Here is a 20,199-nt window from a genome sequence, read left to right on the forward strand (position 1 = left end):
CGGGCTGTGGGCACGCCGCCGCACGCGGTTTGCCAAAGCCGGCTCAGTCAAGTAACTTTCGGCGTACGCCCCCGTCCTGGAGATTGGCCCCGATGAAACTCGCCCTGCCCGCCCGGATCCTGGGCCTCGCGTTCGCCACCGCCCTCGTTGCGCCCGGCGCGCACGCCGACACGCCCGTCGTGGTGTCGTCGAAGATCGACACCGAAGGCAACCTGCTCGGCAACCTCATCGCGCAGGTGCTGAAGGCCCACGGCATTCCCGTCACCGAAAAGATCGCGCTCGGCACGACGCCGATCGTGCGCAAGGCGCTCACGAGCGGCGAGATCGACATCTACCCCGAATACACCGGCAATGCCGCGTTCTTCTTCAACAAGGCCGACGATCCGGTGTGGAAGAACGCGAGCCAGGGCTACGACACCGCGAAGAAGCTCGACTACGCGGCGAACCATCTCGTGTGGCTCGCACCTGCGCCCGCGAACAACACGTGGGGCGTCGCCGTGCTCGCGCCTGTCGCTCAGTCGCAGCATCTGAAGACCTTCTCCGATTTCGGCAAGTGGATCGCGGGCGGCGGCAAGCTGAAGCTCGCGGCGTCGGCCGAATTCGTGAACAGCGCGTCCGCACTGCCGTCGTTCGAGAAGGCGTACGGCTTCAAGCTGAAGCCCGAGCAGCTCGTCGTGCTGTCCGGCGGCGACACGGCCGCGACGATCAAGGCCGCCGCGAACCAGACCGACGGCGTGAACGCCGCAATGGTCTACGGCACCGACGGCGGCATCGCGTCGAGCGGCCTCGCGGTGCTCGACGACGACAAGCACGTGCAGCCGGTCTATGCACCGACGCCCGTGATCCGCGAAGCCGCGCTGAAAGCGCATCCGCAGATCGCCGACTACCTGAAGCCCGTGTTTGCAAGCCTCGACCTGAAGACGCTGCAGGCGCTGAACGCGCGCATCCAGATCAACGGCGAGCCGGCGGCCGGCGTCGCGAAAAGCTACCTGAAATCGAAGGGCTTCGTTAAATGACGGGTCGCGCGGCGGCGTCCGCGCGGCGCGTGATACCCGACAAGGTCGGCATCCTGATCGGTGTCCTGACGATCGTCGCCGTGCTCGGCATGCCGTTCGCGGTGCTGCGGCCGAACCGGATCGCGGCCGGCACGGGGCTGTCGGTGTTTGCCGCGCTGCCCGCCGTGCAGGGCGCTGCGCTCGCCGCGCTGTGGATCGCCGGCGCGCTGTGGGCGATGACGGCGAGCCGCCCCGCGTGGCGGCTCGCGGCCGGCTGCACGTGGCTCGCAACGCTCGCGTATGCGGTCGGCGCGGCCGCGACGCACGTCGTCGCGCCCGACGACATGCTCGCGCGCGTGTCGCCCGCTGCCGGTGCCTGGCTGCTGCTGTTCGCGTGGGCCGTGCTCGTCGCCGACGCGCTCGCGCGGCTCGCGTTCGGCCCGTGGCGGCGCCTCGTCGCGCTCGTCGTCGCGATTGCGGCGATCTCGGTGCCGCTCGCGAGCGGCTGGTGGGACGGCCTCTCCGTGATGCGCGAATACGCGGTGCGCAGCGACGATTTCTGGCGCGAAGCGACCCGGCACGTGTCGCTCGCGGGCGGCTCGGTCGCAGCCGCGCTCGTCGCCGGTGTGCCGCTTGGCATCGCGTGCGCGCGCATCGCGGCGGTGCGCACCGTCGCGATGCCCGTGCTCAATATCGTGCAGACGATCCCGAGCATCGCGATGTACGGGCTGATGATGGCGCCGCTCGGCCTGCTCGCCGCGCACGTGCCGCTCGCGGCCGCGCTCGGCATCCGCGGGATCGGCGTCGCGCCGGCCGTGCTCGCGCTGTTCCTGTATTCGCTGCTGCCGATTGCATCGAGCGTCGTGGTCGGGCTCGAGCAAGTGCCGCCGCACGTGACCGAAGCGGCGCGCGCGATGGGCATGACGCGCGCGCAGCGGCTGCTGCGCGTCGATCTCGTGCTCGCGCTGCCGGTGATCCTGAGCGGCGTGCGCATCGTGCTCGTGCAGAACATCGGCCTGACCGCGGTCGCCGCGCTGATCGGCGGCGGCGGGTTCGGCACGTTCATCTTCCAGGGGATCGGGCAATCGGCCGCCGATCTCGTGCTGCTCGGCGCGATCCCGACGATCGCGCTCGCACTGGCGGCCGCCGTCGTGTTCGAAGCCGCGACGTCGCTCGCGAAGGGGCGTGCAGGATGATCGAGATCGAACGTGTCGGCAAACGCTTCGGCGACGTCGCCGCCGTCGACGATGTATCGCTGACGATGAAACGCGGCACGATCACCGCGCTCGTCGGCGCATCGGGCAGCGGCAAGTCGACGCTGTTGCGCATGATCAACCGGCTGATCGCGCCCACCAGCGGCACGATCCGCATCGACGGCGTCGATACGGCCACCGTCGCGCCCGAGCAGCTTCGGCGCGGCATCGGCTATGCGATCCAGGGACACGGGCTGTTTCCGCACTGGAGCGTCGCGCGCAACATCGCGACCGTGCCGCGCCTGCTCGGCTGGCCGTCGGCGCGCATCGAAGCGCGCGTGAACGAGTTGCTCGACCTGTTCCATCTCGCGCCGGCCGAATTCGCGGACAAGCTGCCGCACGAATTGTCGGGCGGCCAGCAGCAGCGCGTCGGCGTCGCGCGCGCGCTCGCGGCCGAGCCCGGGATGCTGCTGATGGACGAACCGTTCGGCGCGCTCGATCCGATCATTCGCGGCAAGGCGCAGGACGACCTGTTCGCGCTGCAGCGCCGCCTCGGCGTCACGGTCGTGATCGTCACGCACGATATCGAGGAAGCGTTGAAGCTCGGCGACACGATCGCGGTGATGGACGGCGGACGGCTGCTGCAGGTCGCGCCGCCCGCCGAGATTCTCGGCAAGCCGGCAGCCGGCGTCGTCGAGCAGCTCGTCGCGGGCGTCGACCGGCCGCTGCGCCTGCTCGCGCTGACGCCGATCGACGCGGTGGCCGAACCCGGTCATGCCGACGGCGAACCGATCGCCGCGACACGCACGCTGCGCGATGCGGTGTCCGAGCTGCTGTGGCGCGGTGCGGACGCGCTGCCGGTAGACGACGGCGACGGCCGCGACGCGCGCCGCATCACGCTCGACGCGATCCGCGAGCACGCGAGGAAACCCGCATGACGACGCACGGCGTGCGGCCAACGCGTTCGGCGCTGCGCCGGCGGCTGCCCGCGTATGCGGCCCGAGCAGCCGCACTCGCGCTGCTGCTCGTGCTGCTGTTGCGCCCTGCATGGCTGCAGGGCCTCTTCGCACCGTTCGCGGACAACGGCGCGCCGGTCATCTACGATCGCGCGAGCCTGCTCGATCTCACGCTCGCGCATCTCGGCACGGTCGCGCTGTCGAGCGCGATCGGCACGATTGTCGCGGTCGCGGCCGGCATCTTCGTCACGCGGCCGGCCGGCGCGGATTTCCTGCCGGTCGCGCGCAGCGTCGTCGACATCGGCCAGACTTTCCCGCCGGTCGCGGTACTCGCGCTCGCGGTGCCGGCCGTCGGTTTCGGATTGAAACCCGTGCTGATCGCGCTCGTTCTGTACGGGCTCCTGCCGATATTCGAAAGCACGATCGCGGGGCTCGAAGACGTGCCGCGCGATGTCGTCGACGCCGCACGCGGGATGGGGATGAGCGGCTGGCAGCAACTGGTGTCGGTCGAGTTGCCGCTCGCGTTTCCGGTAATCGTCAACGGCGTCCGGCTCGCGGTCGTGATCAATCTCGGCACCGCGACGATCGGCTCGACGGTCGCCGCGCGCGGGCTCGGCGACGTGATCATCGCGGGCCTGCAGACGTCGAACACCGCGTTCGTGCTGCAAGGCGGCGTGATCGTCGGGCTGCTCGCGGTGCTCGTCAGCGATGCGATCGGCGCGATTGCGCGGATGGCGGCCGCGCGGCGCGCATAGGCGGTTCGCGTCGCTTCCCCGTGCACGGGGAAATGAGGATACGATCCCGGAACCGGCGGCGACGTTCATCCGGACTCCGATGCGTGTCCGCGCAACGATCGGCCCATCGATCGTCGCGAACCGATACAAGCCTACACGGCGCTTTCATTCGAGCCGGCGCTCGACCACCGGCGGCGATTGGCCGATATACTATGCGCCTCCCAATTCCCCGCACTCCACCATGCGACGGTTTTTCTGTCTGATCGTGCTTTCGCTCGGCATTGCGCAACAGGTGTCGGCGCAGCAAGCGCCCGCGCTTCCTGCGTCCTCGCCCGAAGCGGCCGCATCGGCACCGTCCGTCGCATCCGCGCCGCTCGCCAGCGCCAACGATCAGCCGAACGAAGCAAACCGCCGCATCACGTCCTACCTGACGAAAAAATTCGGCGTCGCGAAGGAACGGGCCGCAAAGCTCGCCGATATCGTGAGCGTTACTGCGACGAAATATTCGCTGCCGCCGGCACTCGTTTACGCCATCATTTCGATCGAATCGCGCTTCCAGGAAAAGGCGCGCGGCCAGCATGGCGCAACGGGGCTGATGCAGGTCGTGCCGGCCGCGCACCGCGGCCTGCTGCGCAACGTGAAGGATCTGACCGAGCCGAACGCGAACGTCGAGGTCGGGTCCGCGATCCTGTCGGGCTACGTGAGAGCGGCCGGCGGCAACGTGCAGGCCGGGCTGAAGAACTATGGCGGTTCGAACGCGTATGCGGCGAAGGTGATGCAGCGGGTCGATTCGTTCCGCTTCGTGCTCGACCCGCGCGACGACGCGGAAGCCGGGATGATGCCCGTCAACGCGCCAGCTGCTCCCGCTTCGGCCGTCCGCACCTCATCATCGCTCGCGCCGCGATGAGCGTCGCCCGGGCCCGGGTGACGGGCCGCGCACGCGCTGCCGCGCCGGCCCGTTCGGCGCGACATCACGCGCCCGTTTCCACCGTCTCCTCCAGATAGCGCAGCATTACGCCCTCGAGCGCCCGAAGCGCGGCAGCCGGGTCCACGATCGTCGCGTCGCGACTCAGCGCCACGGCCGCCTTCATCAGGTGTTGCACGATCGCCGCTCGCACCGCAAGCTCGCCGGCCGGCATGCCGGGCGCGAGCGCCTCCAGCACCGTCCCGATCGCGTCGCGCAAGCGCGTGCGCACATCAAGCGCGCCCGGCAACGCGAAATCGTACGCATCGACCAGCACGACGAACGCCGGATGCGCGACCCGGAACGTCACGAACGCCGTCGTCAGACGCGCCGCGAGCAGTACTAGATCGCCGGACGACGCCAGTGTGCGCAACCGATCAAGCTCGTCGCCAAGCGACGCCAGATAGTGCTCGAGCAGCCCCGCGGCCACCTGTTCCTTGGTCGGAAAGAACTGGTACAGCGAACCGATCGACGAATCGGCGCGCGCCGCAATCGCCGTCATCGTCGTCGCTTCGTACCCCTTTTCCGCGAATTCCACGCCCGCGGCGTCCAGCAGCGCGGCGACGCGCGCTCGGCCGCGCGCCCGGCTGGGTGCCTTCGCGGACGGCACGGCGTCGCCCGCCGAGCGGCTTGACTTTTGTGAGTCCATCCTCATATATTTGAATGTGAGACGACCCTCACAATACAGGTTCGTCCTGTCCCAATCAATCGAGAGCCATCATGCTGGACACACTGGATCCCCGTACCACCGCCCTTGTTCTCGTCGACCTGCAGCAAGGCATCCTCGGCTTCGCGAAAGCGCCGCGCACCGGCGACGCCGTGCTGGCCGCCGCCGCACCGCTTGCGAAGCGCTTTCGTGAAACCGGCGCGCCGGTCGTGCTGGTGCGCGTCGGCTGGAGCGCGGATTTCGGCGACGCGCTGAAGCAGCCCGTCGACCAGCCAGTAACGCCGCCCGCGGCAGGCCTGCCGCCGGACTGGTGGGCCTTTCCGGACGTGCTCGACGCCGCGCCATCCGACCTCCTGATCACCAAGCGGCAATGGGGCGCATTCCACGGCACCGAACTGGATCTCCAGTTGCGCCGGCGCGGTATCCGGACGATCGTGCTCGGTGGCATCTCGACGAATATCGGCGTCGAATCGACTGCCCGCGCGGCCTACGAGCACGGCTATTCGATCGTGTTCGTCGAGGATGCGATGAGTTGCGCGGCCGCCGACCAGCACGACGCGTCGCTGCGTTTCATCTTCCCGAGACTCGGCCTCGTGCGCTCCTCCGCCGACGTGCTCGCCGCTCTCGCGGGCTGAAGGCGGACGATGGCACGCCGCGGCATGGCCGGCCTGTACGCAGCACGGCGCGCGGCGAGATCGGCCGCCGCGTCCGTCGCCGGCGCGCTCGATCTCCGGGCGCTAACCCGCGCGTCGCTCGTGCTGCTTCCGCTCGTCTCGCTCGCGTTGGCGACCGGCCGCGCGGAATGGTTGATTGCGTCGATCGTCACGATCGCGCTGCTGGTCGGCGTCGAGCGCGTCGCGCTCGCTCCGCTGGGCGCCGCCGCGCATGGCCTGCTTGTCTGCGCGGGATTCGTCGTGCTGATGGCGGCACTGGCGTGGCCACCCGCATTCGTCGCGGCAACCGCCGCGCTCGGCGCCGCGTCGATTGCCATCACCGCGTGGGGCCGCCTGCTGCGCTCGCTCGGCAGCTATACGTTCATTCCCGTGCTGTATCTCGCCTGCGAAAGCGCGGAAGGCGTCGCGCACGGCGCGCTCGTACCGCGCGCGCTCGCGGTCCTGCCGTTCCTGCTGGCGGGCACGCTGCCGGTCATCGCGCTAGCGCTCGCCGATCTCGCACGCGGCTCCGGCGACAGCCACCGCGCGCGCTGCCTGGCCTGGGCCCGGCGCACCGATTACGGCGATCGCGCGTGGTCGGTCGAAGTGATGCTGACCGTCGCGATCGCGGTGGGCGGCGCGGCCGCGCTGGTCGAATGGCGGCACATCGAGCACGGGCAATGGATGATCTGGTCCGCGGCAAGCGTCGTAACGGGTAGCACGGCAAGCGCACGCGCCAAGTTTGCCGACCGCGTGCTGGGTGTACTGGCCGGCGTGCCGGTCGGCATCTTCATCGGGCTGCAGGTGCCGGACGATCCCGCCACGCGCGCCTGGGTCGTGTTTGCAACCCTGCTCACGCTCGTCGGCATCCGCCCCTACCGGCTCGCGTTCGCGACGCGCTGCGCGTGCGCGGCGACGGCACTGGTCGTCGCCGGGCACGCGTGGACCTATGCCGGCGAACGCCTCGTCAACGTCGCGCTGGGCAGCGCCATCGGGCTCGCGTGCGCGCTCGCCGCACCGGTGATTGCGCGCCGCCTGCCGGATCGTCGGCCCGCCGCTGCCCCTGCTGTCACGCCTGCGCGAAATGCTCGCGCAGAAACTCGATGAAAATCTGCGTCTTCGCGGGCAGCAAGCGCGTTTCCGTCATCGCATAGACCGGCACCGGCGCGCCCTCCCATCCGGGCAGCACGCGACACAACCTTCCGGCGGCCACGTCGTCGGCCACGACCTCCTCCGGCATCTGGATGATTCCCGCATCATGCACGGCCAGCTGCCGGTTCATGCCGACGCTGTTCACGACGAACCGCCCGCCCACCGGCACCTCGACCTCCCGCGCGCCGTCATGCAGCGTCCACGCATCAACGTGCAGCACGCTCAGGCACTGATGCCGCGTCAGGTCGTCCGGCTCGCGCGGCTCGCCCGAGCGCTCCAGATAGCGCGGCGACGCATACAGGTGATTGCGGAACGTGGCGAGCCGCCGCGCGACGAGCTGCGAATCCGCCGATTCGCCGATGCGGATCGCGACGTCGAACGGCTCGCTCACCAGATCGACGCGCCGTGACGTCAGCTCGAAATCGAACGTCAGCTTCGGATGACGGTTCGCGAATTCGACGATCAGCGGCGTCAGGTAGATCACCGCGAAATCGACCGGAAACGACGCGCGCAGCACACCCGATGGTTCGGCCAGCAGTTCGCCGAGCTGTTCGTGCGCGAGCCGCGCCTCATCGACGATGCGCTTGCAGCGCTCGAAATACAGTTGCCCGGCCTCCGTCAGCTCGATCCGGCGCGTCGTGCGATGCAGCAGCCGCAAGCCAATCGCCTTTTCCAGCGCGCCGATCCGCCGCGACAGCGTCGAATTCGGCATCCCCAGCGCGTCGGCCGCGCTGCGAAAGCCCTTCGCCTTCACGACCTCCACGAACAGCGCCATGTCGTTCAGCAGCTCCACGCCCACTGCTCCATCAATGGATCAATGTTATCCAAACTACCATATTTATCTCGAAAAAGAAGCAATGGATGATGTGTCCATGGCGGCAAGGCTAGCGCAACGGTGCGCGGCCGGCGCCCGATACGGCATCGCCCCGGTGCCGTTACCCGACCCTCAAGGAGCACGCATCATGGACGCACTGTTCACCCCGGCCCGTGTCGGCCGCTACACGCTGCAGAACCGCCTGGTCATGGCACCGATGACGCGCAGCCGCGCCGCGTTCGACGGCACGCCCGGCGAGTGGGCCGCCGAGTACTACGCACAACGCGCGGGCCTCGGCCTGATCGTCAGCGAAGGTACGCAGCCGTCGGACGACGGCCAGGGCTACCTGACGACGCCCGGCATCTACACCGATGCGCATGTCGCCGGCTGGAAGGCGATCAGCGACCGCGTGCACGCGCGCGGCGGCCGCCTGTTCATCCAGTTGATGCACGTGGGGCGCATGTCGCATCCCGACAACACGCCGCATCATCGCCAGGGCGTCGCGCCGTCCGCGATCGCACCGGGCGTGCCGATGTTCACGATGAAGGGGATGCAGGAGATTCCCGCGCCGCGTGCGCTGACGACGGACGAAGTGTGCGAGACGGTGAACGACTTCCGCTTCGCCGCGCGTCGCGCGATCGAGGCCGGCGCCGACGGCGTCGAGATCCATGGCGCGAACGGGTATCTGGTCCAGCAGTTCTTCGCGCCGAACGCCAACACGCGCAGCGACGCCTACGGCGGTTCGATCGAGAATCGCACGCGCTTCGCGATCGAGGTCGCCGAGGCGATCGCCGACGAAATCGGCGCGGACCGCACGGCAATCCGCCTGTCGCCCGGCACTACGTTATGGGGAATCGACGAAGGCGCGGAAGGGCCGGACCTGTATCGCCACCTGGCGACGCAGCTCGACCGGCTCGGCCTTGCGTACCTGCATGTGATGCACCAGGGCGACGAGCCGCTGCTCGCGGACCTGCGTGAGCGCTGGAACGGCACGCTGATCGTGAACCGGCCGGGCCGCACACGCGACGCGATCGGCACGGATGTCGCGGCGGGCCTCGCCGATCTCGAAGCGTACGGCCAGATGGTGCTCGCGAATCCGGATTTCGTGACACGGCTGAAGATGGGCGCGCCGATGAACGATGCGCAGCGCGACACGTTCTTCGGCGGCGATGCGCGCGGGTATGTGGATTATCCGGCGTTGAGCGGCGCGGCGGCGGCGTAAAGGTCGCGCGCGAATGTCGGAGCAGATCGGCGCGAACCTTCCATGCCGGGTCGTCCGAAAAACCGTAATCATCGTGACGGGCATCGTCGGTCAAATTTGTCCGACCGGCGAGCCATTGGCCGAAATGCAGGCAATGTGCCATCAGGCCCTCTCCGGCGAAGCCGGCGGCACAGCCTGGACTGCCATGTGTTCATGCAATGCCTTGCGGGCCACGGGCACTTCGCGTTTCGGCACGACGAGCAGATTGAGACCGAAACCGTCCAGTACCTTGAACAATTTTTCGAGGCTCACTGCCCGGCCATTTTCCAGCCGCGACAGCACGTCCTTGGAGACCCCGAGCAAATCGGCCGCGTCGTCGATCCGCATCCGGTGCTGCGCTCGCCGGTTGCGAATGAGCGCCCCCATCGCTGCCAGATCCTGAGCCAGTGGGTCGGGAGTCGCGATTGGCTTCGGTAAGGTTCGGGCCATAATTCCGGGTTTTCAGGAACAAAGAAAGTTGCCTGCTCAGCGGAGCTATTGTTCGCATATTTCAGGAATTATTCAAGACGACAAACTATGCCGTCCGTCTCCCTGGATCCTTCACTCAAATCTGCCCCGCCGCCCCCGTCCACCGCAAATAATCCCCGCGCGTCCAGTCGAGCGACACGCCGACGCGTTTCGTACCCGGCCGGATCTTCGGCTTGTACACCGACAGCGTCAGCGACTCCAGCGCGGGCCATTCGCGGAACGACAGCACAGCGATATCGGCGACGAGCGTCTCCAGCAGCCGCGTATGCGGCTTGTGCGACAGAAACGACGCGACGCGCGCGCAATAGCCGTCGTAATCGATCCACTCGCCCTGCTCGCTCGGCTCGCAGCGATACCCGAGCCGCGCATCGATCACGATCGGCTGCGGCGCTTCATGCTCGTGAGCATGAATGCCGATCCGCGCGGGCACCTTCAGTTCGTCGACGAACACGCTCCAGCCGCGCCCGCGCAGGCGCGGCGCGTCGATCGCCACGAACGGTTCGTCGAACGGCTTCATGACGCGAGCGGCGCGGCCGCGTCGAGCATGATGCGCACGAAGTAGTCGGCGAAGCTGCGGCGCAGCACGATCTCGAACGTATCGTCGCCGGTCGGGATCAGCACGATCGACGCTTTGAAGTAATGCGACTGCGCGCACTGGCCCGGCTTGAACGCACGCGGATGGAGATCGAGCGGGCAGCCGCGCGCGAGCACGTCGCGCACGCGTTCGCCGCTGATCTCGACCACCGTGTAGCCGCTGCCGACATCGACGGCCGCCGAATACGTGCCCTGCACGGCCTCCGCGAGCTTCGCCTCGAGCACGCCGGCCTGCACCGGCCCGTTCGAGCGCACGAGCCACTCGTCGGGGCCGAGCCACAGCACGTCGTACTCGGCGCCGCGCACGATCGTGTTCGGCTGCGCGGGTGGCCGGCAGCCGACCACGCGCTCGAACGCGCTCACGAACGCCGGATCGCTCAACTCGCCGCGCACGTTGACGAGGTCGAGGAAGGGCCGCTCGCGCAGCGTGAACTTCTTCGATGCGCGCGCCTGGTGCGTCTTCAGCACGTCGGCCGCGCCGACGAACGGCGATTCAAGCGTCACGCCGCCCGCGCCCGCCACCTGCGTCTGGTTTCTCGTTTCATTCCACATGCTGGCGCACCCCTTCGGTATCGTAGAAAACCGGGCTCGAGATCTTCGCGGTGATGCGCTTGCCGTTGGCCAGCGGAATCACGACGCTCTCGCCCATCTTGTTCAGGCCGCCCTTCACCACCGCAAGCGCGATCGAGCGCTTCAGGATCGGGCTGTAGTAGCTCGACGTCACGTGTCCGATCATCGGCGTCGGATCGACCGCCGACACCTGCGTGTCCTTCTCGATGATCTGCGCGCCTTCCGGCAGCACGAACTGCTCGTCCTCGGTCAGCAGGCCGACGAACTGCTTGCGGCCTTCCTTCCTGGTATCCGAGCGCGCGAGCGAACGCTTGCCGAGGAAGTCCTTCGACTTCGCGACGACCCCGCCCATCCCGAGGTCGTACGGCGTGACCGAGCCGTCGGTATCCTGGCCGACGATGATGTAGCCCTTCTCCGCGCGCAGCACGTGCATCGTCTCGGTGCCGTACGGCGTGATGTCGAATTCGGCACCGGCCGCCATCAGCGCTTCCCATACCGCACGGCCCGCGTTCGCCGGCACGTTCACTTCATAGGCCAGTTCGCCCGAGAAGCTGATCCGCATCACGCGCGCCTTCGCGCCCGCGACGGTGCCGTTGCGGTAGCTCATGAACGGGAACGCTTCGTTGCCGAAGTCGATGTCCTGGCACACCTTCTGCACGACCTTGCGGCTCTTCGGGCCGACCACCGCGAACGTCGCCCAGTGATCGGTGACGGACGAGAGCCGCACCTTCATGTCGGGCCATTCGGTCTGCAGCCAGCGTTCGAGCCACGTGAGCACGCGCGCCGCGCCGCCCGTCGTGGTCGTCATCATGAAATGCTGGTCGGCGAGGCGCACCGTCACGCCGTCGTCGAACACCATCCCGTTCTCGTCGAGCATCAGCCCGTAGCGGCACTTGCCGACTTCGAGCTTGTTCCACGGGTTCGTATACATCCAGTTCAGCAGCTTCACCGCATCGGGGCCCTGGATGTCGATCTTGCCGAGCGTCGACGCGTCGAGGATGCCGACGCTGTTGCGCACCGCGAGGCATTCGCGCTTCACCGCCGCATGCAGATCTTCGCCGTTCTTCGGGAAATACCACGGCCGCTTCCAGTTGCCGACGTCCTCGAACAGCGCGCCGTGTTCGACGTGCCATTCATGAACGCAGGTCTTGCGGATCGGGTCGAGGAAATCGCCGGTCTCGCGGCCCGCGAACGTGCCGAAAGACACGGGCGTGTAGTTCGGGCGGAACGTCGTCGTGCCCGTTTCCGGAATCGACTTGCCGAGCGCCTGCGCGAGGATCGCCATCCCGTTGATGTTGCCGAGCTTGCCCTGGTCGGTGCCGAAGCCCATCGCCGTGTAGCGCTTCACATGCTCGACCGATTCGAAGCCTTCGCGCGCGGCGAGCAGGATGTCGGCGGCCGACACGTCGTTCTGGAAGTCGACGAACTGCTTCGGCCCGCGCGCCGCGGCCTCGCGGCTGCCGACGAGCCACAGCGGCTGCAGTGCGCCTTCGACGGTTTCGGCAACCTGCGGTGCGGCAGGGCGCTGCGCGGCCGTGAAGCCCGCCGCCTTCGCCGCTTCCGCGCCCACATCGACCGCGAGCCGCAGCGCGCGCGCCAGGCCGAATTCGCCCGCCGCCGCACCGATGCTGGCCTCTGCCTGCACCGGCTTGCCCGGCAGGAAGCACGCCTTCTCGTCGTTCCAGCAGGCCTTGCCGCCCGATTGCGCGAACAGGTGCAGCACGGGGCTGAAACCGCCCGACATCGCGACGAGGTCGCACGGCAGCGTCTGCAACTTGCCGCCCACCTGGCCGTTCGTGCTGGACGCGACGTCGACCGACGATACGCGCCACTTGCCCGATGCCGCGGTCACGACCGCGCCGCTCATCACCGTCACGCCCTGCCGCTTCGCAGCGGCCGGCAGCGCGCCGTTCGACGACGCACGCGAATCGACGACCGTCACCTTCGCGCCGCACGCCTTCAGGTCGAGCGCGGTCTGGTACGCGCGGTCGTTGTTCGTGAACACGACCACGTTGCGGCCCGGCAGCACGCCGAAGCGATGCACGTAGGTGGACACGGCCGACGCGAGCATCACGCCCGGCAGGTCGTTGTTGCCGAACACGATCGGACGCTCGTGCGCGCCGGTCGCGAGGATCACGCGCTTCGCGCGGACCTTCCACAGCAGCTCGCGCGTGCCCTTGCGCATCGACACCGGCAGGTGATCGGTCAGGCGCTGCGTGACCGTCACGAGGTTATGGTCCTGATAGCCGAACGCGGTGCTGCGCGACAGGATCGTCACGTCGGGCAGCTTGCGCAGCTCGGCCTCGATCTTCTCGACCCACTGCAGCGCGGGCTTCGCGTCGATCTCGGCGCGGCACGACAGCAGGCTTCCGCCGAGCTCGCGCTGGTCGTCGACGAGGATCACGCGCGCGCCGGCCACGGCCGCCGCATGCGCGGCCGCGAGACCCGACGGGCCGCCGCCGACGACGAGCACGTCGCAGTGCGCGTAGCATTTGTCGTAGCGATCGGCGTCGAGCGCCTCGGGCGCCTTGCCGAGGCCGGCCGCCTCGCGAATCTTCTCTTCGTACTTCGGCCACATCTTGCGCGGCCACATGAAGGTCTTGTAGTAGAAGCCGGCCGGCAGGAAGCGCGAGAACTTCTGGTTGATCGCGTACTTGTCGTTCTCGAGCGTCGGCTCGGCGTTCACGCTCGTCGCGACGAGCCCCTGGTACAGCTCGATTTCGGTCGCGCGCGCGTTCGGCACCGTGTACGGGCCCGATTCGAGTTGCACGACGGCATTCGGTTCCGCGACGTCTGCCGTCACGATCCCGCGCGGACGGTGGTACTTGAAGCTGCGGGCGACGAAGTGCACGCCGTTCGCGAGCAGCGCGGACGCGAGCGTGTCGCCCTGGAAGCCCTGGTACGTGCGGCCGTTGAACGTAAACGTCAACGGAATCGCGCGATTGATGCGGCCACCGGTGCCGAGACGGTCTTTCTGGCTCATTTGCTCGTGCCCTCTTCGTGTGCGTTGCCGGCGGCCGCGCCACCGAACGTTTCGTAACCCTTGATATCGTAGGTCACCGTGTCGCGCGTGGCCTTGAACCAGCGGCGGCAGCCCTGCGTGTGCAGCCATTGCTCCTTGTGCAGCCCACGCTTGTTCTCGCGCATGAACACGTACTCGCCCCATTCGCGGTCGGTCATGTTCTCGTTGTTGACGGGGCGCACGATGTCGGCTTCGCCGCCGCACGAGAATTCGGATTCGGCGCGCGGCCCGCACCACGGACATTCGATCAGCAACATGTTTCTTTCTCCAATGGTGGGTTTAGTGCGCAACGGCTGCAGCGCCGTGCTCGTCGATCAGGTGGCCCGTGTAGAAGCGGTCGAGTGCGAACGGCGCGTTCAGCGGATGCGGTTCGTCGCGCGCGATCGTGTGCGCGAACACCCAGCCCGAGCCGGGCGTCGCCTTGAAGCCGCCGGTGCCCCAGCCGCAGTTGAAATAAAGGCCCTTCACGTCGGTCTTGGTGATGATCGGGCATGCGTCCGGCGACACGTCGACGATGCCGCCCCACTGGCGGTTCATCCGCACGCGCGAGAACACCGGGAACATCTCGACGATCGCCTGCAGCGTGCTTTCGATGATGTGGAAGCTGCCGCGCTGGCCGAAGCCCGTGTACTGGTCGATGCCCGCGCCGATCACGAGGTCGCCCTTGTCGGACTGGCTGATATACGCGTGCACCGCGTTCGACATGATCACCGAGTTGACGACCGGCTTGATCGGCTCGGATACCAGCGCCTGCAGCGGGTGGCTTTCGATCGGCAGGCGCACGCCGGCCATGTCGGCGAGCGTCGTCGTGTTGCCGGCTGCCACCACCGCAACCTTCTTCGCCTTGATGAAGCCCTTCACCGTATCGACGCCGACCACCGCGCCGCCTTCGCGGCGAATGCCCGTCACCTGGCAGTTCTGGATGATGTCGACGCCGGCGCGGTCCGCGCCGCGCGCGAAGCCCCAGGCCACCGCGTCGTGGCGTGCAACGCCCGCACGGCGCTGGATCGATGCGCCGAGCACCGGGTAACGGCTGTTCAGGTTGATCGTCGGCTCGATTTCCTTGATCTGCGCGGGCGTCAGGAACTCGGCATCGACGCCGTTCAGCCGGTTCGCGTTGACGCGGCGCTCGGTGTCGCGCACGTCCTGCAGCGTGTGCGCGAGGTTCATCACGCCGCGCTGGCTGAACATCACGTTGTAGTTCAGGTCCTGCGACAACCCCTCCCACAGCTTCATCGCCTTCTCGTACAGAGCGGCCGATTCGTCCCACAGATAGTTCGAGCGCACGATCGTCGTGTTGCGCGCGGTGTTGCCGCCGCCGATCCAGCCCTTCTCGAGGATCGCGACGTTCGTGATCCCGTGTTCCTTCGCGAGGTAGTACGCGGTCGCGAGGCCGTGGCCGCCGCCGCCGACGATCACGACGTCGTATTCCTTCTTCGGTTCCGGGCTCTTCCACTGCTTTTCCCAGTTCTCGTGATACGAGAGGCCGTTGCGGAACAGGCTGAATATCGAGTAGCGGCTCATGATGATTGACCCTTCGTTAGCATTCGATGACGTTCACGGCGAGACCGCCGCGCGACGTTTCCTTGTATTTCGTCTTCATGTCGGCACCCGTCTCGCGCATCGTCTTGATCACGGAGTCGAGCGACACGTAGTGCTGGCCGTTGCCCTTGAGCGCCATGCGCGACGCGTTCAGCGCCTTGATCGCGCCCATCGCGTTGCGCTCGATGCACGGGATCTGCACGAGCCCGCCGACCGGATCGCAGGTCATGCCGAGGTTGTGCTCCATGCCGATCTCGGCGGCGTTCTCGACCTGGTCGGGCGTGCCGCCCATCACGGCGGCGAGCGCGGCCGCGGCCATCGAGCACGCGACGCCCACTTCGCCCTGGCAACCGACTTCCGCGCCGGAGATCGACGCGGTTTCCTTGTAGATGATCCCGATCGCCGCGGCCGTCAGCAGGAATTCGACGATGCCGGCTTCGTTCGACCCCGGCACGAACTTCACGTAGTAGTGCAGCACCGCGGGAATCACGCCGGCCGCACCGTTGGTCGGCGCGGTGACGACGCGCCCGCCCGCCGCGTTTTCCTCGTTGACGGCCATCGCGTACAGGTTGACCCAGTCGAGCATCGACAGCGGGTCGCGCAGCGACTCTTCCGAACGCGCGCGCAGGTTGCCGTTCATCTCGGCCGCGCGGCGCTTCACGCGCATCGGGCCCGGCAGCTCGCCTTCGACCTTGCAGCCGCGCTCGACGCATGCGGCCATCGTGCGCCAGATCGCGAGCAGCCCGGCGCGCACTTCGTCGGCGGGGCGCAGCGCGCTTTCGTTGCGCAGCATCAGCTCGGCGATCGACAGCCCGTGTTCGCGGCACTGGCGCATCAGGTCGTCGCCGGTGCGGAACGGATAGGGCACCTCGACCGCCGCGCGCACGCCGTTCACGCGATCGCCGTCGCGGTTCACGACGAAACCGCCGCCGACCGAGTAATACTCTTTCTCGACCAGCAACTGGCCGTGTTCGTCGAATGCCTGGAAGCGCATCCCGTTCGGGTGCACGATGCTCGTGCCGCTCATCAGCTTGCGAAAGAAGCCGATGTGCTCCTTTTCCTCGAAGCGGACCGTCTGCTTGCCGAGCAGCGACAGCGACTTCTCCGCGCGGATCGCGGCGAGCCGCGGCTCGATCAGGTCGGGATCGATCGTGTCGGGCAGGTGGCCCTCGAGGCCGAGCAGCACGGCCTTGTCGGTGCCGTGGCCCTTGCCGGTCGCGCCCAGCGAGCCGTACAGCTCGACCCGCACGCGGCGCACGAAGCCGAGCAGGTTCGCGTCCTCCACGTGCGACGCGAAGCGGCACGCGGCGATCATCGGGCCGACCGTATGCGAACTGGACGGGCCGATGCCGATCTTGAACAGGTCGAACGCGCTGACGTTCATCTGGCTTCCTCTGGATGACATGCGTGGAATGACGTTGGGCACCAGTACATCAAAGCGTAAAATTGGCCGATAGAACAAAAACGGCATCGGCGTGGGATACCGCCGCCAAGCGCCGCGCCGGCCGGTGCAAAAGTACGGTTTGGCGATGGTTCGCGACGGAAAACCACAAGTCCGGCCGAAGCCGATCGGCGACGCTGGCTACATCCGCGCCGCCCCGGCAGCCGTATCCGCACAACCTGAGTGAAATGAGTGAGACCGCCTGCCCGGCGTGACGAGATTGGCCGCGATGACACCCGACGTACCCGCTTCCCCCCTTGCAGAACCCGCACCGCGGCGCATCCGCTTCGGCATCGTGCTGCTGCCGAACTTCACGCTGACGGCCTTCTCGGGCTTCGTCGACATGCTGCGGCTGTCGGCCGACGACGGCGACTACAGCAAGCCCGTGCGCTGCGCGTGGAGCGTGATCGGCGAGACCCTCGCGCCGGTGCGCGCGAGCTGCGGGATCCAGATCACGCCGTGGGAGACGTTCGACGCGTCCGAACCGTTCGACTATGTGGTCGTGGTCGGCGGGCTGCTGCATTCGGGGCCGCAGGCGGGCCCCGAAACGCTCGACTTCGTCCGCCGCGCGGCGGCCGGCGGTGCGACGGTCGTCGGGATCTGCACCGGCGTGTTCACGCTGATGCGCGCCGGCGTGCTCGACGGCTACCGCACCTGCGTGAGCTGGTTCCACTACTGGGATTTCATCGAACGCTTCCCGTCCGCCGATCCCGACCTGCTGATCGCCGACCGGCTGTTCGTGATCGACCGGCGCCGGATCACCTGTTCGGGCGGCCGCGCGTCGATCGACGTCGCCGCCGCGATCCTGCTGCGCCATTTCGACCACGCGACCGTGCAGAAGGCGCTGCGCATCCTGCTCGTCGGCGAGATGCAGAAGGGCAACGCGCCGCAGCCGCACCCGCCGGGGCTCGAACCCGCGACGCATCCGAAGGTCAAGCGCGCGATTCTCCTGATGGAACAGCATGTCGGACGCACGCTGCCGCTCGATGAACTGGCGTGCAAGCTCGACCTGTCGACACGGCAGCTCGAACGGCTGTTCAAGGCCGAGACGGGCAAGAGCCCGCAGGTGTTCGCGAAGCAGGTGCGGCTGCGCACCGCCGCGTGGCTGCTGACGAGTTCGGACCGGACGGTCGCCGATATCGCATCGAGCTGCGGGTTCGCCGATGCGTCGCACCTCGGGCGCGAATTCCGCAAGCAGTTCGGCGTGCCGCCGGCCACCTACCGCGAGCGCGGCGGCGAAGCGGCGGAAGCCGGCGCGGCAATGGCGGCCGACCCCGTCGAGGACATCGCCGACTGACGGCCATGGGCATCCGCCCCTTCCTGATCGACCGTAGAACGGCACGTAATCGCACCGGCTTCGACTCTTTTGGAACCGGTTTCAGTCGATTTGACCGACGTTGCACGCCGTAGATCGAGGGTTATTCCGGATGCTTCACCTTGCTCAAATTTGTATGATGACCACATCACCTTACAAACCTGAGCGCCATGTTCGAGAAAATTCCCGCCCGCGCGATGAGCGATCACGTCGCGCAGCAACTGCTCAAGCAGATCGAAGTCGGCAGTTTCTCGGCCACCGGCAAGCTGCCGACCGAAGCCGTGCTCGCGCAGGAATTCGGCGTGAGCCGCACCGTGATCCGCGAGGCGATCTCGCGGCTGAAGAACGAGGGCGTGGTCGAGCCGCGCCAGGGCAGCGGCGTGTACGTGAACCAGCACGGCGCGATCCGGCCGCTGCGGATCGACTACGCGGAAGCCGTCGAGGCGAGCTCGCTGCCGCACCTGCTCGCGGTGCGCCGCGCGATCGAGGCTGAAGTCGCGGCCGAAGCCGCGCTGCACCACTCCGCCGACGACATGGCCGACATCGACGACGCGCTGCGCAACATCGACGCCGCAGTCGCGGAAGGGCGCGACGGCGTCGCGGAAGACGTCGCGTTCCACCGCACGATCGCCGCCGTCACCGGCAACCCGTATTTCCTGAAGACGCTGCAGTTCCTGAACCAGTACCTCGAAGCCGGCGTGAAGGTCACGCGGGGCAACGAAGCGACGCGCGACGATTTCTCGCGCCAGGTGCGCGAGGAACACGCGGCGATCGCCGACGCGATCCGCGCGCGCGACCCGATGGCGGCGCGCAACGCGGCGCGCACGCACATGTACAACGCCGCCCGCCGTCTCGCGGAAGCCGGCATCTGCTGAAGCCGGCATCTGCTGAAGCCGGCGGCGCCTGCCGAGCCGGGCGCCGCCGTTGTCCCGAACCTTTTCCGAATCGATCAAGGTTGACCATGTCACGAAATGTTGGAGTCATCGGCCTCGGCGCGATGGGCCTCGGCGTCGCCCGCTCGCTGCTGCGCGCAGGCTTGCGCGTGCACGCGTGCGACGTGCGCGACACCGTGCTGCAGGCGTTCGCTGCCGAAGGCGGCATTGCCTGCGCGACGCCGGCCGAACTCGGCGCGCAGTGCGACGTCGTCGTCACGCTCGTCGTCAATGCCGCGCAGACGGAAACGGTGCTGTTCGGCGAGCACGGCGCGGTCGCGGCGATGAAGCCGGGCGGCGTCGTGATCGCGAGCGCGACCGTCGCGCCCGAATTCGCGGTCGCGCTCGGCGCACGCATCGAGGCCGCCGGCCTGCAGATGCTCGATGCGCCCGTGTCGGGCGGCGCCGCGCGCGCGGCATCGGGCGAGATGACGATGATGGCGTCGGGCCCGGCCGCCGCGTACGCGGGCTGCGAGGACGTGCTCGCCGCGATCGCCGGCAAGGTCTATCGCCTGGGCGACGCACACGGCATCGGCTCGAAGGTGAAGATCATCAACCAGTTGCTGGCCGGCGTGCACATCGCGGCAGCGGCCGAGGCGATGGCGCTGGGCCTGCGCGAAGGCGTCGATGCCGACGCGCTGTACGACGTGATCACGCACAGCGCCGGCAATTCGTGGATGTTCGAGAACCGCGTGCCGCACATCCTGAACGGCGACTACACGCCGCTGTCGGCCGTCGACATCTTCGTGAAGGATCTCGGCCTCGTGCTCGATACCGCGCGCCGCAGCAAGTTCCCGCTGCCGCTGTCGGCCACCGCGCACCAGATGTTCATGAGCGCGTCGAGCGCCGGCCACGGCGGCGAAGACGATTCCGCCGTGATCAAGACTTTCCCCGGCATCACGCTGCCGCCCGCCCGCTGATTCGAA

At 68.0% G+C, this 20,199-nt stretch carries 20 protein-coding genes; 11 read left to right on the forward strand and 9 right to left on the reverse strand.

The features are described from left to right. Positions 1 to 92 precede the first annotated feature (92 nt). From ACNQQL_RS00885 to ACNQQL_RS00905, 5 genes are all read left to right on the forward strand, one after another. Complete coding sequence (locus tag ACNQQL_RS00885) at positions 93 to 1,016, forward strand: ABC transporter substrate-binding protein (protein ID WP_347062880.1); 924 nt, start codon at positions 93 to 95, stop codon at positions 1,014 to 1,016. Beyond that, the gene (locus ACNQQL_RS00890) at positions 1,013 to 2,191 is read left to right on the forward strand and encodes an ABC transporter permease (RefSeq protein ID WP_072444441.1); all 1,179 of its coding nucleotides are present in this window, start codon (positions 1,013 to 1,015) and stop codon (positions 2,189 to 2,191) included. The genes ACNQQL_RS00885 and ACNQQL_RS00890 overlap by 4 nt, the downstream gene beginning before the upstream one ends. After that, positions 2,188 to 3,126 (forward strand): ABC transporter ATP-binding protein, encoded by a 939-nt coding sequence (locus ACNQQL_RS00895; protein WP_347062881.1) that lies wholly within the window; start codon positions 2,188 to 2,190, stop codon positions 3,124 to 3,126. Before ACNQQL_RS00890 ends, ACNQQL_RS00895 begins: the two co-directional genes overlap by 4 nt. Then, positions 3,123 to 3,899, forward strand: coding sequence for an ABC transporter permease (locus tag ACNQQL_RS00900; protein ID WP_072444445.1), 777 nt, complete (start codon positions 3,123 to 3,125; stop codon positions 3,897 to 3,899). The genes ACNQQL_RS00895 and ACNQQL_RS00900 overlap by 4 nt, the downstream gene beginning before the upstream one ends. A 220-nt stretch (positions 3,900 to 4,119) precedes the next feature. Beyond that, positions 4,120 to 4,785: a lytic transglycosylase domain-containing protein gene (locus tag ACNQQL_RS00905; protein ID WP_347062882.1), complete on the forward strand. Its 666-nt coding sequence runs from the start codon at positions 4,120 to 4,122 to the stop codon at positions 4,783 to 4,785. Between the two features lie 64 nt (positions 4,786 to 4,849). On the opposite strand, the gene ACNQQL_RS00910 is transcribed toward ACNQQL_RS00905, so the two are convergent. Then, positions 4,850 to 5,497, reverse strand: coding sequence for a TetR/AcrR family transcriptional regulator (locus tag ACNQQL_RS00910; protein WP_347062883.1), 648 nt, complete (start codon positions 5,495 to 5,497; stop codon positions 4,850 to 4,852). 65 nt (positions 5,498 to 5,562) lie between these two features. On the opposite strand from ACNQQL_RS00910, the gene ACNQQL_RS00915 reads away from it, so the two are divergent. Then, the gene (locus tag ACNQQL_RS00915) at positions 5,563 to 6,144 is read left to right on the forward strand and encodes a hydrolase (RefSeq protein WP_347062884.1); all 582 of its coding nucleotides are present in this window, start codon (positions 5,563 to 5,565) and stop codon (positions 6,142 to 6,144) included. A gap of 9 nt (positions 6,145 to 6,153) precedes the next feature. Further along, positions 6,154 to 7,269 carry an FUSC family protein gene (locus tag ACNQQL_RS00920; protein ID WP_347062885.1) on the forward strand — a complete coding sequence of 372 codons (1,116 nt, stop codon included), beginning with the start codon at positions 6,154 to 6,156 and terminating at the stop codon, positions 7,267 to 7,269. Here the strand turns inward: ACNQQL_RS00920 and ACNQQL_RS00925 are convergent. After that, positions 7,232 to 8,107, reverse strand: a complete 876-nt coding sequence (locus ACNQQL_RS00925) for a LysR family transcriptional regulator (protein WP_347062886.1) — start codon at positions 8,105 to 8,107, stop codon at positions 7,232 to 7,234. The genes ACNQQL_RS00920 and ACNQQL_RS00925 overlap by 38 nt on opposite strands. Positions 8,108 to 8,276: 169 nt before the next feature. Between ACNQQL_RS00925 and ACNQQL_RS00930 the strand changes: the two genes are divergently transcribed. Then, positions 8,277 to 9,350: an alkene reductase gene (locus tag ACNQQL_RS00930; protein WP_347062887.1), complete on the forward strand. Its 1,074-nt coding sequence runs from the start codon at positions 8,277 to 8,279 to the stop codon at positions 9,348 to 9,350. Positions 9,351 to 9,491: 141 nt separating this feature from the next. Here ACNQQL_RS00930 and ACNQQL_RS00935 read toward each other — a convergent pair whose 3' ends face one another. The 7 genes from ACNQQL_RS00935 to ACNQQL_RS00965 form a co-directional block, all read right to left on the reverse strand. Continuing rightward, positions 9,492 to 9,818: a helix-turn-helix transcriptional regulator gene (locus ACNQQL_RS00935; protein ID WP_347062888.1), complete on the reverse strand. Its 327-nt coding sequence runs from the start codon at positions 9,816 to 9,818 to the stop codon at positions 9,492 to 9,494. Between the two features lie 115 nt (positions 9,819 to 9,933). Then, complete coding sequence (locus ACNQQL_RS00940) at positions 9,934 to 10,374, reverse strand: dihydroneopterin aldolase (protein WP_034180809.1); 441 nt, start codon at positions 10,372 to 10,374, stop codon at positions 9,934 to 9,936. Continuing rightward, on the reverse strand, positions 10,371 to 11,003 hold the full coding sequence (locus ACNQQL_RS00945) for a sarcosine oxidase subunit gamma (RefSeq protein WP_347062889.1): 633 nt from the start codon (positions 11,001 to 11,003) through the stop codon (positions 10,371 to 10,373). Before ACNQQL_RS00945 ends, ACNQQL_RS00940 begins: the two co-directional genes overlap by 4 nt. After that, on the reverse strand, positions 10,993 to 14,004 hold the full coding sequence (locus tag ACNQQL_RS00950) for a sarcosine oxidase subunit alpha family protein (RefSeq protein ID WP_347062890.1): 3,012 nt from the start codon (positions 14,002 to 14,004) through the stop codon (positions 10,993 to 10,995). The genes ACNQQL_RS00945 and ACNQQL_RS00950 overlap by 11 nt, the downstream gene beginning before the upstream one ends. Next, entirely contained in the window at positions 14,001 to 14,300 is a 300-nt protein-coding gene (locus tag ACNQQL_RS00955) for a sarcosine oxidase subunit delta (RefSeq protein WP_065501223.1), read from the reverse strand. Before ACNQQL_RS00955 ends, ACNQQL_RS00950 begins: the two co-directional genes overlap by 4 nt. Positions 14,301 to 14,322: 22 nt before the next feature. Continuing rightward, positions 14,323 to 15,567 carry a sarcosine oxidase subunit beta family protein gene (locus tag ACNQQL_RS00960; RefSeq protein ID WP_006480591.1) on the reverse strand — a complete coding sequence of 415 codons (1,245 nt, stop codon included), beginning with the start codon at positions 15,565 to 15,567 and terminating at the stop codon, positions 14,323 to 14,325. 16 nt (positions 15,568 to 15,583) lie between these two features. Then, positions 15,584 to 16,969 carry an L-serine ammonia-lyase gene (locus ACNQQL_RS00965; RefSeq protein ID WP_034180814.1) on the reverse strand — a complete coding sequence of 462 codons (1,386 nt, stop codon included), beginning with the start codon at positions 16,967 to 16,969 and terminating at the stop codon, positions 15,584 to 15,586. A gap of 286 nt (positions 16,970 to 17,255) precedes the next feature. Between ACNQQL_RS00965 and ACNQQL_RS00970 the strand changes: the two genes are divergently transcribed. The 3 genes from ACNQQL_RS00970 (at position 17,256) to ltnD (ending at position 20,193) form a co-directional block, all read left to right on the forward strand. After that, entirely contained in the window at positions 17,256 to 18,323 is a 1,068-nt protein-coding gene (locus ACNQQL_RS00970; protein WP_072444463.1) for a GlxA family transcriptional regulator, read from the forward strand. 188 nt (positions 18,324 to 18,511) lie between these two features. Further along, positions 18,512 to 19,216 (forward strand): FadR/GntR family transcriptional regulator, encoded by a 705-nt coding sequence (locus ACNQQL_RS00975; RefSeq protein WP_347062891.1) that lies wholly within the window; start codon positions 18,512 to 18,514, stop codon positions 19,214 to 19,216. Positions 19,217 to 19,302: 86 nt separating this feature from the next. Further along, positions 19,303 to 20,193 (forward strand): L-threonate dehydrogenase, encoded by an 891-nt coding sequence (gene ltnD / locus ACNQQL_RS00980; RefSeq protein ID WP_347062892.1) that lies wholly within the window; start codon positions 19,303 to 19,305, stop codon positions 20,191 to 20,193. Positions 20,194 to 20,199 lie beyond the last annotated feature (6 nt).

The organism is Burkholderia sp. LFS061, from assembly GCF_047978125.1.
GTDB classification, from domain to species: Bacteria; Pseudomonadota; Gammaproteobacteria; order Burkholderiales; family Burkholderiaceae; genus Burkholderia; species Burkholderia pyrrocinia_C.

What these genes read in the sequence shown, in the direction of transcription:
- ACNQQL_RS00885 (WP_347062880.1), top strand. Translation starts at nt 93, where the DNA reads ATGAAACTCGCCCTGCCCGCCCGGATCCTGGGCCTCGCGTTCGCCACC.
- ACNQQL_RS00890 (WP_072444441.1), top strand. Translation starts at nt 1,013, where the DNA reads ATGACGGGTCGCGCGGCGGCGTCCGCGCGGCGCGTGATACCCGACAAG.
- ACNQQL_RS00895 (WP_347062881.1), top strand. Translation starts at nt 2,188, where the DNA reads ATGATCGAGATCGAACGTGTCGGCAAACGCTTCGGCGACGTCGCCGCC.
- ACNQQL_RS00900 (WP_072444445.1), top strand. Translation starts at nt 3,123, where the DNA reads ATGACGACGCACGGCGTGCGGCCAACGCGTTCGGCGCTGCGCCGGCGG.
- ACNQQL_RS00905 (WP_347062882.1), top strand. Translation starts at nt 4,120, where the DNA reads ATGCGACGGTTTTTCTGTCTGATCGTGCTTTCGCTCGGCATTGCGCAA.
- ACNQQL_RS00910 (WP_347062883.1), bottom strand. Translation starts at nt 5,497, where the DNA reads ATGAGGATGGACTCACAAAAGTCAAGCCGCTCGGCGGGCGACGCCGTG.
- ACNQQL_RS00915 (WP_347062884.1), top strand. Translation starts at nt 5,563, where the DNA reads ATGCTGGACACACTGGATCCCCGTACCACCGCCCTTGTTCTCGTCGAC.
- ACNQQL_RS00920 (WP_347062885.1), top strand. Translation starts at nt 6,154, where the DNA reads ATGGCACGCCGCGGCATGGCCGGCCTGTACGCAGCACGGCGCGCGGCG.
- ACNQQL_RS00930 (WP_347062887.1), top strand. Translation starts at nt 8,277, where the DNA reads ATGGACGCACTGTTCACCCCGGCCCGTGTCGGCCGCTACACGCTGCAG.
- ACNQQL_RS00935 (WP_347062888.1), bottom strand. Translation starts at nt 9,818, where the DNA reads ATGGCCCGAACCTTACCGAAGCCAATCGCGACTCCCGACCCACTGGCT.
- ACNQQL_RS00940 (WP_034180809.1), bottom strand. Translation starts at nt 10,374, where the DNA reads ATGAAGCCGTTCGACGAACCGTTCGTGGCGATCGACGCGCCGCGCCTG.
- ACNQQL_RS00945 (WP_347062889.1), bottom strand. Translation starts at nt 11,003, where the DNA reads ATGTGGAATGAAACGAGAAACCAGACGCAGGTGGCGGGCGCGGGCGGC.
- ACNQQL_RS00950 (WP_347062890.1), bottom strand. Translation starts at nt 14,004, where the DNA reads ATGAGCCAGAAAGACCGTCTCGGCACCGGTGGCCGCATCAATCGCGCG.
- ACNQQL_RS00955 (WP_065501223.1), bottom strand. Translation starts at nt 14,300, where the DNA reads ATGTTGCTGATCGAATGTCCGTGGTGCGGGCCGCGCGCCGAATCCGAA.
- ACNQQL_RS00960 (WP_006480591.1), bottom strand. Translation starts at nt 15,567, where the DNA reads ATGAGCCGCTACTCGATATTCAGCCTGTTCCGCAACGGCCTCTCGTAT.
- ACNQQL_RS00965 (WP_034180814.1), bottom strand. Translation starts at nt 16,969, where the DNA reads ATGAACGTCAGCGCGTTCGACCTGTTCAAGATCGGCATCGGCCCGTCC.
- ACNQQL_RS00970 (WP_072444463.1), top strand. Translation starts at nt 17,256, where the DNA reads ATGACACCCGACGTACCCGCTTCCCCCCTTGCAGAACCCGCACCGCGG.
- ACNQQL_RS00975 (WP_347062891.1), top strand. Translation starts at nt 18,512, where the DNA reads ATGTTCGAGAAAATTCCCGCCCGCGCGATGAGCGATCACGTCGCGCAG.
- ltnD (WP_347062892.1), top strand. Translation starts at nt 19,303, where the DNA reads ATGTCACGAAATGTTGGAGTCATCGGCCTCGGCGCGATGGGCCTCGGC.